Genomic DNA, 14014 nt, shown 5'->3' on the forward strand with positions numbered 1-14014 from the left:
TCGTTCCGCCAGAATCGCCAACCCGAAGGCTCTCCATGCGCTGTCCCTATTGCCAGTCCGAAGATACGCAGGTGAAGGATTCGCGCCCCGCCGAGGATGGCGCCGCGATCCGCCGGCGGCGCGTTTGCCCCGATTGCGGTGGCCGTTTCACCACTTTCGAGCGCGTCCAGTTGCGGGACCTCGTGGTGGTCAAGAAGTCCGGCAGAAAGGTGCCGTTCGACCGCGACAAGCTCTTGCGTTCGGTGGAGATCGCGGTGCGCAAGCGCAATGTCGATCCCGAGCGCATCGACCGCGCCGTCACCGGCATCGTGCGCCAGCTCGAAAGCTCCGGCGAGACGGAAATCGCCTCGGGCGAGGTCGGCCGGCTCGTGATGGAAGCGCTGAAGTCGCTCGACGACGTCGCCTATGTCCGCTTCGCCTCTGTCTATCGCAATTTCCGTGAGGCCAAGGATTTTCACGATGTGCTGGGTGAGCTCAAAGGTGACGAACTCAAAGGCGACGAGCTGAAGAGCGAAGAGGACGCCGGCTGAGCATGGCAAGCCAAACGTCAGGGAAGGCCGATCAGCAGGCCCTCGATCGCCGCTTCATGGCCGCAGCGCTGAGGCTCTCGCGCAGAAATGCCGGCCGCACCTCGACCAACCCTTCGGTCGGCACCATCATCGTTCGCGACGATGGCGCCGGCCCGATGATCGTCGGCACCGGCGTCACCGCTGTTGGCGGCCGGCCGCATGCCGAGACCGAAGCGCTGGCTGAAGCCGGCGAGTTGGCGCGCGGTGCCACCGCCTATGTCACGCTGGAGCCCTGCGCCCACCATGGCCGCACGCCGCCTTGCGCCAACGCGCTGGTCAATGCCGGAGTGGCGCGGGTCGTCGGCGCCGCCAGCGATCCCGATCCGCGCGTCTCCGGCAAAGGCTATGCCATCCTGCGCGCCGCCGGCATCGAAGTGGTCGAAAAGGTGCTGGCCGAGGAAGCCGCCGAGCAGATGGCCGGCTATTTGATTCGGTCCCTGAAAAAGCGCCCGGAAGTGATTCTGAAGCTTGCGCTTTCCAGCGACGGCAAGATCGGCAGGCACGGCGCCGGCCAGGTCGCGATCACCGGCGATATCGCCCGCCGCGAAGTCTATCTGATGCGCGCCGAAGCCGATGGCATACTGGTCGGCATCGGCACGACGCTGGAGGATGATCCGGCGCTCACCGTCCGGCTGCCGGGGCTGGAGAACCGCTCGCCGGCGCGCATCGTGCTCGACCGCCAGATCAGGCTGCCCGAAGCCTCGAAGCTGGTCTCCGGCATCGACCGGGTGCCGCTCTATATCGCCGCGAGCCTGGAGGCCGACCCGCTGCGGCGGTCGGTGCTGGAGCGTGCCGGTGTGCGCTTCATCGGCACCGAAACCCATGAAGGCGGCATTGCCTTGCCGGAGCTGCTCGAGGATCTCGGCGCGCTCGGCATGGCCAGCGTTCTGGTCGAAGGCGGCGCCAAGGTAGCCAGCGCCTTCCTCGCCGAAGGACTGGTCGACCGCATCGTGCTGTTCCAGGGACCGGAAGCGATCGGCGAGGGCGGCATTGCGTCGCCCATCGACGCCAACCATATCCCGGCAGGCTTCCGCAAGTTGCGCGAGATACGCTTCGGGGAAGACAGCTATGCCGAATGGGTGAGAGATATCTGAAATGTTCACTGGAATTGTCACCGATATCGGCACCGTCGCGGCCGTCAAGCCGCTGAGCGAAGGCGTCGGCCTGCGCATCGACACCGGCTATGACCCCGCGACGATCGCCATCGGTGCCTCGATCTCCTGCGGCGGCGTCTGCCTGACGGTGACGGCGCTGCCAGATGGCGGGTCCAACGCACGCTGGTTCGAGGTCGAAGCCTGGGAAGAGGCCCTCAGGCTGACCACGGCGTCGGGCTGGAAATCAGGCACCAAGGTCAATCTCGAGCGGGCACTGAAGATCGGCGACGAACTCGGCGGGCACATCGTGTCGGGCCATGTCGACGGCATGGCCGAAATCATCGAGCGCAAGGATGAAGGCGATGCGGTGCGCTTTACGCTGGAGGCGCCGCGCGAACTGGCGAGATTCATCGCGCCAAAAGGCTCGGTCGCACTTGATGGCACCTCGCTTACCGTCAACAAGGTCGAGGGCACCCGTTTCGACGTGCTTCTGATCCACCATTCGCTGACCGTGACCACTTGGGGCGAGCGCAAGGTCGGCGACAAGGTCAACCTCGAGATCGACACCATGGCCCGCTACGCCGCGCGCCTAGTCGAGGCGGCGAAAGAGGGGCTTTGATGGCCGCAAGACTCACAATCGAACAGAAAAAGCGGCTTACGCGCGAAGCAATGTCCGATGTAGACGGGGGTCGTGTAGTGGATCACGAAGCTGTTCTCGTCTGGGCTGAAAGCCTCTGCAGCGAGTGGCCGCTACCGACGCCCAGCCCAAAGACGCGCTAGGCCAGGCTTCGCCTCCAGCAATCTTCCGCTTGCGATCGAACCGGCTTCGGCCTAAGTCACCGGCTACCCCCGGAGACATTTATGGCTGGCACATCCCAACACGGCAAAGCGTTCATTCGCCCGAAGAAGAAGGCCCACCTTCTGATCATCGAGGCGCGCTTTCATGACGATCTTGCCGACGCACTGCTCGACGGCGCGACGAGCGCGCTCGACGAAGCTAGCGCGACCTATGACGTCGTCACCGTTCCCGGTTCGCTGGAAATTCCAGCCGTGATCACTTTTGCGCTCGACGGCATGGGCGAGGGCGGCAAGGACTATGATGGTTTTGTCGCGCTCGGCACCATCATCCGCGGCGACACTTATCATTTCGATATCGTCGCCAATGAATCGAGTCGCGCGCTGATGGATCTCTCGGTCCAGGAAGCGATTGCGATCGGCAACGGCATCCTGACCACCGAGAACGACGCGCAGGCCTGGACGCGCGCCAAGCGCTCGGAGGGTGACAAGGGCGGCTTTGCCGCGCGCGCGGCGCTGACCATGATCGCGCTCAAAGAGAAGCTGGGAGCGCAATCGTGAGCGAACCCGCTTCGCCCGGCCAGCCCGCGATACGCCACGCCAACAAGCGTGGCGCCGCCCGTCTGGCCGCCGTGCAGGCGCTTTACCAGATGGACGTGGCCGGCAGCGGCGTCTTCGAGATCACCGCCGAATACGAGGCGTTCCGGCTCGGCAAGGAAGTCGACGGCGCGCTTTATCGGGAGGCCGACGCGCAGTGGTTCCGCGCCATCCTGGCCGGCGTCGTCGAGAACCAGACGACCATCGATCCGATCATACGCCAGGCGCTGACGGAAGACTGGCCGCTGTCCAGACTCGATTCGACGTTGCGCGCCATCCTGCGCGCTGGCGTCTACGAACTGATGAAGCGCGACGACGTGCCGGTGGCCGTCATCGTTTCGGAATATGTCGACATCGCCAAGGCCTTCTACGAGGAAGACGAGCCGAAGCTGACCAACGCCGTGCTCGACCGTGTGTCGCGCCGGGTGCGGGGCGAGGGGCGCGGCAAGGACGCATTGTGACCGGCACCGTCCCCGGCGCAGCAAGGGAAGCGCGCCGCACGGCGATCATCCTGGCGACGTCGCAGGCGATTATCGGTTCGGCCGCGCCGATTGCCATTTCCATGGGCGGGCTGGCCGGGCAATATCTGCTTGGCCCCGATAAGTCGCTGGCAACGGCGCCAATCACCGGCTTCAACATCGGCGTGGCGCTCGGCGCGTTGCCGGCCGCGGCCATCATCCGCTGGCTCGGCCAGCGCGGCGGCTTCATGACCGGCACCATCGTGACCGCGCTTGGCGGCGTCATCTCCACGCTGGCACTGTTCCACGCCAGCTTCTGGCTGTTCGCTTTCGCCCTGCTGGTGATCGGCGTCGGCGGCGCCTTCGTCCAGCAGTTCCGCTTCGCCGCCGCCGATAATGCTCCGCCCGAATTCAAGGCGCGCGCCATTTCCTTCGTGCTGGCCGGCGGCGTCATCACCGCGATCCTCGGGCCGCAGATCGTCATCTTCACCCGCGAATTGCTGGCGCCGGTGATGTTTGCCGGCTCGTTCGTGGCCATTCCGGTTCTGGCGGCGGCCGGCGCCATCATCCTGTCATTCCTGCGCATCCCGGCCAAGGCTCCCGGCCACGCGGAAGTCGCGTCAAGCGACGCCCGGCCGCTGTCCGATATCGTCACCCGGCCGCGTTTTGTCGCGGCGCTGTTTTGCGCCGTCGGCAGCTATGCGCTGATGAGTTTCGTCATGACCGGCGCGCCGCTGGCCATGGTCGGCTGCGGCCTGTCGACAGACGACGCCACGCTCGGCATTTCCTGGCATGTGATGGCGATGTTTGCGCCGAGCTTCTTCACCGGATCGCTGATCCATCGCTTCGGCGCCGAACGCATCGTCGCCACCGGCCTGGTCCTGCTCATCGGCTGCGCCGCGGTGGCATTGTCCGGCCTGCATTTGTGGCAGTTCTGGACGGCGCTGATCCTGCTTGGCCTCGGCTGGAATTTTGCCTTCATCGGCGCCACCTCCATGGTCGCCGACAGCTACCATCCGTCCGAAAAGAGCAAGGTGCAGGGCTTCCACGACTTCGTCCTGTTCGGCTCCGTCGCCTTCGCCTCGCTAATGTCGGGCGCCATCTACAATGCCTGGGGCTGGGAGATGCTGAACTGGCTGGTTTTCCCGGTCGTCGCCCTCTGCTTCGTCGCCCTTGGCGCGCTCAAACTGACCGGATCGCGCAAAGCCCGCGCCTGATCCGGTTCTATCTTTGGCTTGGCACGACGTGTCAGCATGGCGGCGGCCGAAATCGCGGCGACCGCACAAAATTATTGCGTCTGTACCCATTGTTATGAAACCGTGTGCCCCGACGGGGCGTTGAAGCCATGCTCATATGCGGCCACCGCATTTCGGTCCAAAGCAAGGGGTTTTCACAATGTTTTCAGTCAAGATTCTGGCCGGCGCGGCGTTGGCGCTCGGCATCACGGCCGCCTCCGCCAATGCCCAGGTGGTCGTCTCCTCGAAGATCGACACCGAGGGCGGCGTGCTCGGCAACATCATCCAGCTTGTGCTCAACGCCAACAACATCAAGACCACCGACCGCATCCAGCTCGGCGGCACGCCGGTGGTACGCAAGGCGATCACTGCCGGCGAGATCGACATCTATCCCGAGTACACCGGCAATGCCGCTTTCTTCTTCGAGAAGGCCGACGATCCGGTCTGGAAGGATGCCGCCAAGGCCTATGAGACCGCCAAGAAGCTCGACTATGACGCCAACAAGATCGTCTGGCTGTCGCCGTCACCGGCCAACAACACCTGGGCGATCGCGCTGCGCAAGGAGATTGCCGAGACCAACAAGCTGGCGACCCTGACCGACTTCGGCAAATACGTCGCCGGCGGCGGCACGGTGGTTTTGGCGGCGTCGGCCGAGTTCGTCAATTCGGCGGCAGCCCTGCCGGCGTTCCAGACCACTTACGGCTTCACGCTGAAGCCGGAGCAGTTGATCACGCTTTCGGGCGGCGACACCGCCGCGACAATCGGTGCTGCCGCCAACCAGACCAACGGCGCCAACGCCGCCATGGTATACGGCACCGACGGCGGCATCGCGCCGTCCGGCCTGGTCGTGCTCGCCGACGACAAGGGCGTGCAGCCGGTCTACCAGCCGGCGCCGATCATCCGCGAAGCGGTGCTGAAAGAGCATCCGGAGATCGAGACGCTGTTGAAGCCGGTGTTCGCCAAGCTCGACCTCGTCACGCTGCAGGAACTCAACGGCCGCGTCCAGGTCGGCGGCGAGCCGGTCAAGGGTGTCGCCGAGGACTTTTTGAAGAAGAACGGGTTTTTGAAGTAGTCAGCGCATAGCTGATCGTGACGCTGGTGCGAGACACCCCTCTCTGGAAGCTGCTGATCTCCCCCCTTGCGGGGGAGATGTCCGGCAGGACAGAGGGGGGTGTGACGAAACGCGGCCCTACGCCATGCCTTCACACCAATTTCTTTGCGAACTTTCATCCGCGCAAATGTGTCACGATTCCAGATACGTGTCCGCCCAGTTCGAAACCGCCCAGCGCGGGTTGTTGGCGATGTTCCCCACCGTCTCGCGCGCGACGCTGATGAAGCTCCATTCGGCGACGTTGATCAGCGGCAGGTCCGCCGCGACCTGTTTCTGGAATTCCTTGTAGAGGTCGGTGCGCGCTGACGTATCCAGCGTCTCCGAAGCCTTGGCGATCAGCGCGTCGAGCGCGGCGTTCTTGTAGCCGCCCTGGTTGGAGAACGGCACGCCGTCGGGAATGCCGCTCTGCACCAGGATGGTGGTCGAGATCGCCGGGTCGCCGCGGAACACCGGCGGGCCGACGGCGAGGTCGAAGGCGTGGTCGGTGTAGACGGCCTTGATGTGCGCGGCCGAGTCGTTGTTGACGATCACGGCGTCGATGCCGATTGCCGCCAGCGCCTGGCGCAGATAGTCGCCGAACTGCTTGGTCTCGTTGAAATAGGGTGCCGGCAGGAGTTTCAGCGCAAAACGCTTGCCGTCATCGGCGCGCTTGTACCCCGCGTCGTCGAGCAAGGCGTTGGCCTTGGCGACGTCGAATGGATAGATCGGCACGTCGGCAGTGTAGAATTGCGGATCGTTCTTCGGCACCGGGCCGGTGGCGGCAGCGGCATAGCCGAGGAACACCGTCTTGACGACGAAGTCCTTGTCGATGGCATGCGCGATCGCCTGGCGGACCTTCACGTCGGCCAGTTCCTTGCGGCGATGGTTGATCTCGACGACGAGCTGATAGGTCAGCCCCTCATAGCCCTTGGAGATCACCTTCAGGCCCGGCACCTTGGAGATGCGGTCGAGGTCGGCCAGGGGCACGGCGGAGAAGGCGGCGAGCTGGATCTCTTCGGCCTCGAGCGCCGCTGCAGCCGACGTGCGGTCGGGTAGCACCTGGTAGATGATCTCGTCGAGATACGGCTCGTCCTTGGCCCAGTAATCGGCATTCCTGGTCAGCTTGTAATACTGGCCGGCCTTGTATTCGCCGAACTTGAACGGCCCGGTGCCGATGGGTGCATTGTTGGCCGGGTTGTCCTCGATCTTGCCGACCTCGTAGATGTGCTTCGGCACCACGCTTGACAGCGCCGGCAGCGCGTTGCGGATCAGCTGGAACGGCGTTGGCTTGGCGAATTTGAAGACGGCGGTCAGATCGTCAGGGGTGTCGACGCTGGCCAGATCCTTGAACACGGTGCGGCCGAGATTTTGCAGCGGCTTCCAGATCTGCAGCGCGGAGAAGGCGACGTCGGCCGAGGTGAACGGCTTGCCGTCATGCCATTTGACGCCCTCGCGTAGTTTGAACGTCACCGACAGGCCGTCGGCCGCGCCCTCCCAGCTGAGTGCCAGCCGCGGCTGGAGCCCGTCCTTGCCGTCGAAGGAGGCCTCGGCCAGCGTTTCGACGATCTTGCTGGAGATGAAGAAGACGCCGTTGGAGGCGACGATGGCCGGATTGAGGTTGCGCGGCTCGGAATCGGCGGCAAGCACGAGGCGGCCGCCCTTCTTCGGCGTCTGCGCCCAGCTGAATGTGGGCATGGCGGTGGAGGCCAGCAGTAAAACTGAGCCGCCAAGCAGCGTGCGTCTGGAAATATCCGACATGATCAACCTCCGTCCTCTCCGCGACCAGATGGGCGCACCCCTCGAAGCTGGCGGCACCCGCCAGCATCCTCGCGGCGATTATGGCCCTTGCCAAGGGTTTCGCCAGAGACGGAATTGGCGCATCTTTGCTTGGCTTTGAAATTTTCGTCCTCTGGACCAGTTTTAGAGGTGGCCCTTTCATTCTGGAATTCTGGTAGGACCAGATTGCCTTAGTGTGCAGCAATGACGAGTGGTGACAGCCTGCCGAAGCAATCTAACCTGTTTCTGGCTGGACCAGAGTTAACGAAATGGTGCAGATTTGATCGAAGCCAAGGGATTGGGCGCAGTACGGCCGGCGATCCCACTGATATCAGGGAGAGAAAGATGAACATTGCCCCGGGCAAGAGCGCCGTCAGCAATATCCCGTTCGACCAGGCGAGGGTCGACCGGCTGATGGAAGAGGCCGGCATCGATGTTCTGCTCGCGACGTCCAAGCACAACACGCAGTATCTGCTCGGCGGCTACAAGTTCATCTTCTTTGCCGCCATGGATGCGATCGGCCATAGCCGTTACCTGCCTGTCGTCGTCTATGAAAAGGGTGGGCCCGATCATGCCGCCTATATCGGCAACCGCATGGAAGGCGCCGAGCACCAGAACAACCCGTTCTGGACGCCGACGCTGCATCCCGCCTGCTGGGGCACGCTCGATGCTGCCAATCTTGCGGTCGAGCACATCAGCAAGATCGGCAAGGCCGGCGCCCGCCTCGGCATCGAGCCGGCCTTCCTGCCGTCCGATGCTTATGCACTGATCCGCAAGGCGCTGCCGGACGCGAAGCTGATCGACGCGACCGATATGCTGGAGCGCATGCGCGCCATCAAGACGGACGCCGAGCTGGAAAAGCTGCGCATCGCCTCCGAGCTGATCACCGATTCCATGTTGGCGACCATCCAGTGGGCGCACGAAGGCAAGACCAAGGCCGAGATCATCGAGCATCTGCGGCGCGAGGAGACCAATCGCGGCGCGCATTTCGAATATTGCCTGCTGACGTTGGGCGCCAGCCACAACCGCGCGGCGTCACCGCAGGCTTGGAAAAAGGGCGACGTGCTGTCGATCGATTCCGGCGGCAATTATCACGGCTATATTGGCGACCTCTGCCGCATGGGCATTCTGGGCGAACCGGATGCCGAACTGGAAGATCTGTTGGCCGAGGTCGAGACGGTGCAGCAGGCGGCGTTCTCGAAGGTGAGGGCAGGCACCGTCGGCGGCGATATGATTTCGCATGCCGAGGGCGTGCTGAAGGCCTCCGAGGTCGCGCCCTACACGGATTTCTTCGCCCACGGCATGGGGCTGATCACGCATGAGGCTCCGTTCCTGATGACCAACCATCCGGTGACCTATGAAGGCACCTATGCCGCCAAGCCGCTGGAGACAAACATGGTGCTGTCGGTGGAGACGACCATGCTTCACCCCACGCGGGGGTTCATCAAGTTGGAGGACACGTTGGCGGTGACGGATACGGGATATGTGATGTTTGGGGATCGGGCGCGGGGGTGGAATAGAGGTGGGATAGCCTAGCTCGGCGCTACCCCCTCACCCGGATTGCCATCCGAATTGCGAAGGGCAATTCGGGGCTATCCGACCTCTCCCCGAGGGGAGAGGAGTTTGCGCCGGCGCTGGCTTCTGCCTCTTCTCCCCTCGGGGAGAAGGTGGCCGCGAAGCGGCCGGATGAAGGGGGCCTTTCGCGATTACTTCCCCGCCGGGATCAGCCTGAAATCCGGCAGCTCCCGCAGCACCAGTTCGGGTCCGGCCGGCGAATAGACCACGAAGAGCTGCATCGGCCCATCGCCCGTGTTCAGTGTCGAATGGAAACGGCTTTCCGGCACATAGATGGTGCAGCCGGGGCCGACCTTGGCGACGACCGGATTGCCGTTCTCGTCCTCGACCATTTGTTCGCCATTGCCTGAGATGACGAAGATGATTTCTTCCGCGCCGGGGTGGTTGTGGCGGGTGTGGCCCTTGCCTGAGGGCAGGTCGACGACGCCGCCGGAAAAGCGCTCAGCGCCATTCACTTCAGGCGCGACCGTCAGCGACAGCTTGCCCCAGTCAAAGCCGAAGGCGCTCACGTCCTTCGGGTATACGAACACCTTGCTCTTGTCGGTCATGATCTCATCCCTTCTTTTTCTTCTGGTCGTGCAGCGTGACGGCCTTGAAATCCGCCGTCTGCCTGGCGATCGCGGCTTCAGCCGGCAGCCGTTCCATCGAACTCGCGCCATAAAAGCCATGCAGGCCCTTGCAGCGGTCGAGGATGTATCTCGCGTCGTCCGGCATGGAGATCGGTCCGCCATGGCAAAGCAGGATGACATCCTTGCGCACCGATCGCGCCGCGTTGGCGATGGCGTCGATCTCGACCACGCAGTCGTCGAGCGACTTGGCCGACGTGGCTCCGATCGAGCCGCCGGTCGTCACCCCCATATGGGCAACGACGATGTCGGCGCCGGCTTTTGTCATGGCGCGCGCCTCGTCGGGGTTGAAGACATAGGGCGTGGTCAGAAGATCGAGCTTGTGCGCCTCGGCGATCATGTCGACCTCCAGCCCGAAGTCCATGCCGGTTTCCTCAAAACTCTGGCGCATGCTGCCATCGAACAGACCGATGGTCGGGAAATTCTGCACGCCGGAAAAGCCCATCGTCTTCAGCTCGGCAAGCAGCAGCGGCATGATGACGAAGGGATCGGTGCCGTTGACGCCGGCCAGCACCGGCGTCTTTTTGACCACCGGCAGCACCTCATAGGCCATTTCCTTGACGATCTCGTTGGCGTTGCCATAGGCGAGCAGGCCGGCAGCCGAGCCGCGCCCGGCCATGCGGTAGCGGCCGGAATTGTAGATGATGATGAGGTCGATGCCGCCGGCTTCCTCGGCCTTGGCCGACAGGCCGGTGCCGGCGCCGCCCCCGACGATGGGCACGCCGTCGGCGATCATCGCCTTGAACTTCTTCAATATGTCTTTGCGCGGTATTGCGGGCATTTGTTGGCTCTCACTATCTGGCGATGTCGAGGAAGGCCGCGGTTGCGGCTTTGGCAAATTCCGGATCGTTGATGTGCAACGGCAGGCGTGTGACGCGGCGCGCGGCGTTCGGCTTGATGGTGCGCTCGACGGCATCGAACAGCACGGCGTCGGCTTCGGGGTCGAAGAAGGCGCCGCCCTCGATGTCGAGTGCCGAGACGCCTTTTTCGGGGATCAGGAAATGCACAGGGCCCTCGCAGCGAGCGAGCCTGGTGCCGATCCACTCGCCTATACCGCGGCATTCGTCCACCGTGGTGCGCATCAGTGTGACGTTGGGATTGTGTTCGTAGAACAGCCGGCCCCTAAACTTCTCGGGAATGGTCGGCGGCGCCCAGAAATTGACCATGTCCAGCGCGCCGACCGAGCCTACATAGGGCAGCTTGGTGCGGGCGATGGCGCCGAAGCGGTCCTCCGTCGCAGGCAGCACGCCGCCGAACAGCAGGTCGCAGACTTCCGTCGTGGTGATGTCGATGACGCCGGCGAGCAGGCCCGAGTCCGCGAGCTTCTCCATCGAGCGGCCGCCGGTGCCGGTGGCGTGGAAAACCATGCAGTCATAGTTGGCGCGCAACTGATCCGCGATGGCGGTCACGCAAGGCGTGGTGACGCCGAACATGGTGAGCCCGAGTGCCGGCTTGCCGGTGGCAGTCGGCGCCGGCTTTGTGGCCATGCCGGCGATCGCTTGCGCCGCGTTGTGCAGCACCGTGCGGGAGAGCCGGTTCAGTCCCGCCATATCGGTTACCGATGGCATCATGATGATGTCGGAGACGTCGACATAGGGCGCGGTGTCGCCGGAGGCGAGCGTCGAGACCATGATCTTGGGCAGCCCAAGCGGCAGGGCGCGCATGCCAGCAGTGATGATCGACGTGCCGCCGCCGCCCCCAATGCCGATCACGCCTGATATGTCGTCGCGCGACTGAATGAAACCGGTGAAGGCGGCGCCCATGCCGGCCACTGCCGTGCCGCGATCATCGATGCCGAGCACGCCACTGGCTCCACCCGGATGATGCGCCGCGACCTCGCTGGCCGGGATATCGACCGGCACCGTGGCACCGCGCGTTCCGATGTCGACGCGGGCAACCGAACTGCCGGTGGCGGCAATAGCATCGGCCAGGAAGGCAAGTTCCTCGCCCTTGGTGTCGGCTGTGCCCACCACGTAGATGCGCTCCATCGCGTTTCTCCCGTCACCGGCCGACCGGCGCCGGACCGCCTGTCGCCCTTTGCCGGCCTTTCGGTGGGCAAAGGTCATTGCAATTTTTTGAGACGCGCGTATCGTATTGACATGGATGTCTCACGTCAACAAGCCGCTGGGAGCGACGACGCCAACGAGGCTGCCGAACGCGGCCCACGGGCCCGCACAAAACGGCTGATGCTGAAGACGGCGACGCGGCTGATGCAGGCGGGCGTCACCCCGTCGGTCAGCGAAGTCGCGGAGGCGGCGCAAGTGTCGCGCGCCACCGCCTATCGCTATTTCCCCAGCCAGGCAGCCCTGGTGCAGGCGGTGGTTGACGAGGGGCTTGGGCCGATCCTGACCTGGCAATCGACGTCCACCGATGCCGGGCGGCGCGTTGCCGAATTGTTCGATACCGCCATGCCGCGCATCGAAGCTTTCGAGGCAACTTTCAAGGCAGCGCTGAAACTGTCGCTCGACCAATGGGCGCAGCGGCAGGCGGGCACGCTGGGCGGCGAGCCGCAATTCACGCGCGGACATCGCGTCCAGCTGCTGAAGGATGCCATCGCACCGCTCAAGGGCCGGCTGCCGCCGCGCGAGTTCAAGCGCCTGGCCCAGGCGCTGTCGATGATGTTCGGCGTCGAAGTGCTGATCGTGCTGAAGGATATATGGGGGCTCGATAGCCGCGGCATGCGGTCGGTCGCGCAATGGGCGGCGGGCGCCCTTGTGCGCGCCGCGGTGGCGGAATCAACGGCTGAAATCGATGCGGCCCCGACAGCGGCATTGGCGAAATAGCGCCAATCTGGTTCGACCAGATTTGGATGCCCACTATTGATGTTAACCGGGATGGCAGTGCCGAAACAAGGCTCTCCTATATCAACGAGTAGGAAAATTCAGGGAAAACAGTCGGATACATGAAGAATCCGGTTATACAAGGTCCGGTGGTGGTCCAAGAAAGAGCTTGACGGCTATCTAAAATTGGTAATACCAGATTAGGAAAGAAAAGGCGGATCGAGAATGACAGCCGCAGTCCATTTCGGCAGGGCGAGGAGAATCATACGGATGGCGCGTGTTCCGTCCGCACGAGGTGGCGCATCGTGACGCAGACGTCGCCTCGCGCCAGTGCCGGCAAGGGGATTGCGCTGCGCCTCGATGGGCTCAGCAAGGCCTATGGATCCGTGCGCGCCATCACCGACCTGAGCTTCGCCGTCGACGAAGGCCGCTTCTTCGTACTCTTCGGGCCGAGCTCCGTTGGCAAGACGACGACGCTGCGCACTATCGCCGGCCTCGTCCAGGCCGACTCCGGCACGCTTGAGATCGGCGGCCGCGACATGACCCATGCGCCGATCGCCGGCCGAGGCATCTCGATGGTCTTCCAGTCTTTCGCGCTTTACCCCCACCTCACGGTCTATGACAATCTCGCCTATCCGCTGCGCGAGGAGAAAGCCGCGCGCGCCGAGATTGACAAGCGGGTGAAAGAGACCGCCGAGATCCTGAAGCTGACACACCGCCTGAAGGCCAAGCCGGCAACCCTGTCCGGCGGAGAGCAGCAGCGCGTCGCGCTCGGCCGCTCCCTGATCCGCCGGCCAAAGATTCTTCTGCTCGATGAGCCGCTCACCAATCTCGACGCCAAGCTTCGGCACGAGACGCGCGCCGAGCTGAAGCGGCTGCACCGCCAGTTCGGCATGACCGTGATCTATGCCACGCCCGACGAGCTCGAGGCTCTCTCGATGGGCGAGACGATCGCCGTCATGCGCGATGGGGGCATCGTCCAGATCGGCACGCCAGATGAGCTTTACGAGCAGCCGATCAATACCTACGTCGCCAGCAAGATCGGCTCGCCGCACATGAATCTGTTCACGGCCTCGGTGCGCGCCGACACCAGATCTTTCGACACGCCGCTCGGGACTCTGGTTCCGGCGACGGCGCCAAAGACTGCCGATGCCAACGAGGCCGCGCTGATCGGCATTCGCCCGAGCGACATTCGGCTCGCCGCCAAGGGCGAAGCCGGGGTTGCCTCGAAGGTGCATCTGGTCGAACCGCTCGGCGACATAACGATCGTCTCGGTCGAGGCCGGCGGCGAGATGTTGCGCATGGTGCTGCCGGAAGCGATCGCCGCCAGCATCAGGACCGGCGATTCGGCATCGATCGCCATCGATAACAGGAAAATCCACGTCTTCCGCGCCGCGAGCGGCCAGGCAATGACCTGAC

Annotated in this window: 14 protein-coding genes; 10 read left to right on the forward strand and 4 right to left on the reverse strand. The window is 63.9% G+C overall.

Annotated features, from left to right (window positions below):
• Window positions 1–35: 35 nt before the first annotated feature.
• The 7 genes from nrdR to X728_RS152890 all read left to right on the forward strand — a co-directional run bounded on the left by nrdR (window position 36) and on the right by X728_RS152890 (window position 5820).
• Entirely contained in the window at window positions 36–530 is a 495-nt protein-coding gene (gene nrdR, locus X728_RS152920; RefSeq protein ID WP_023669351.1) for a transcriptional regulator NrdR, read from the forward strand.
• A 2-nt stretch (window positions 531–532) separates the two neighbouring features.
• The gene (ribD, locus tag X728_RS152915) at window positions 533–1663 is read left to right on the forward strand and encodes a bifunctional diaminohydroxyphosphoribosylaminopyrimidine deaminase/5-amino-6-(5-phosphoribosylamino)uracil reductase RibD (protein ID WP_023831604.1); all 1131 of its coding nucleotides are present in this window, start codon (window positions 533–535) and stop codon (window positions 1661–1663) included.
• Window position 1664: 1 nt separating this feature from the next.
• Complete coding sequence (locus tag X728_RS152910) at window positions 1665–2282, forward strand: riboflavin synthase (protein WP_023831605.1); 618 nt, start codon at window positions 1665–1667, stop codon at window positions 2280–2282.
• 242 nt (window positions 2283–2524) lie between these two features.
• Window positions 2525–3019, forward strand: coding sequence for a 6,7-dimethyl-8-ribityllumazine synthase (gene ribH / locus X728_RS152905; RefSeq protein WP_023682391.1), 495 nt, complete (start codon window positions 2525–2527; stop codon window positions 3017–3019).
• Window positions 3016–3516 (forward strand): transcription antitermination factor NusB, encoded by a 501-nt coding sequence (gene nusB / locus X728_RS152900; RefSeq protein WP_023682390.1) that lies wholly within the window; start codon window positions 3016–3018, stop codon window positions 3514–3516. Before ribH ends, nusB begins: the two co-directional genes overlap by 4 nt.
• Window positions 3513–4730, forward strand: a complete 1218-nt coding sequence (locus tag X728_RS152895; RefSeq protein WP_023682389.1) for an MFS transporter — start codon at window positions 3513–3515, stop codon at window positions 4728–4730. The genes nusB and X728_RS152895 overlap by 4 nt, the downstream gene beginning before the upstream one ends.
• A 178-nt stretch (window positions 4731–4908) precedes the next feature.
• Window positions 4909–5820 carry an ABC transporter substrate-binding protein gene (locus tag X728_RS152890; RefSeq protein ID WP_023831606.1) on the forward strand — a complete coding sequence of 304 codons (912 nt, stop codon included), beginning with the start codon at window positions 4909–4911 and terminating at the stop codon, window positions 5818–5820.
• Between the two features lie 171 nt (window positions 5821–5991).
• Here the strand turns inward: X728_RS152890 and X728_RS152885 are convergent, their stop codons facing one another.
• The gene (locus X728_RS152885) at window positions 5992–7596 is read right to left on the reverse strand and encodes an ABC transporter substrate-binding protein (RefSeq protein ID WP_081732412.1); all 1605 of its coding nucleotides are present in this window, start codon (window positions 7594–7596) and stop codon (window positions 5992–5994) included.
• Window positions 7597–7959: 363 nt separating this feature from the next.
• On the opposite strand from X728_RS152885, the gene X728_RS152880 reads away from it, so the two are divergent.
• A complete protein-coding gene (locus tag X728_RS152880) occupies window positions 7960–9150 on the forward strand; it encodes a Xaa-Pro peptidase family protein (protein ID WP_023831608.1) in 1191 nt (396 codons plus the stop codon).
• 170 nt (window positions 9151–9320) lie between these two features.
• Here X728_RS152880 and X728_RS152875 read toward each other — a convergent pair whose 3' ends face one another.
• Genes X728_RS152875 through X728_RS152865 form a run of 3 tightly spaced genes read right to left on the reverse strand, consistent with a single transcriptional unit; the run spans window position 9321 to window position 11803 of the window.
• The gene (locus X728_RS152875; protein WP_023753232.1) at window positions 9321–9737 is read right to left on the reverse strand and encodes a cupin domain-containing protein; all 417 of its coding nucleotides are present in this window, start codon (window positions 9735–9737) and stop codon (window positions 9321–9323) included.
• 4 nt (window positions 9738–9741) lie between these two features.
• A complete protein-coding gene (locus X728_RS152870; protein WP_023698984.1) occupies window positions 9742–10596 on the reverse strand; it encodes a phosphoenolpyruvate hydrolase family protein in 855 nt (284 codons plus the stop codon).
• A 13-nt stretch (window positions 10597–10609) separates the two neighbouring features.
• A complete protein-coding gene (locus X728_RS152865) occupies window positions 10610–11803 on the reverse strand; it encodes a Tm-1-like ATP-binding domain-containing protein (protein ID WP_023831609.1) in 1194 nt (397 codons plus the stop codon).
• A 111-nt stretch (window positions 11804–11914) separates the two neighbouring features.
• Here X728_RS152865 and X728_RS152860 point away from each other — a divergent pair, with 111 nt between their 5' ends.
• Window positions 11915–12598 (forward strand): TetR/AcrR family transcriptional regulator, encoded by a 684-nt coding sequence (locus X728_RS152860; RefSeq protein WP_023828301.1) that lies wholly within the window; start codon window positions 11915–11917, stop codon window positions 12596–12598.
• 302 nt (window positions 12599–12900) lie between these two features.
• Window positions 12901–14013: an ABC transporter ATP-binding protein gene (locus tag X728_RS152855; RefSeq protein ID WP_031195479.1), complete on the forward strand. Its 1113-nt coding sequence runs from the start codon at window positions 12901–12903 to the stop codon at window positions 14011–14013.
• Window position 14014 lies beyond the last annotated feature (1 nt).

This window comes from Mesorhizobium sp. L103C119B0 (genome assembly GCF_000502235.1).
In the GTDB taxonomy this organism is placed as follows: Bacteria; Pseudomonadota; Alphaproteobacteria; order Rhizobiales; family Rhizobiaceae; genus Mesorhizobium.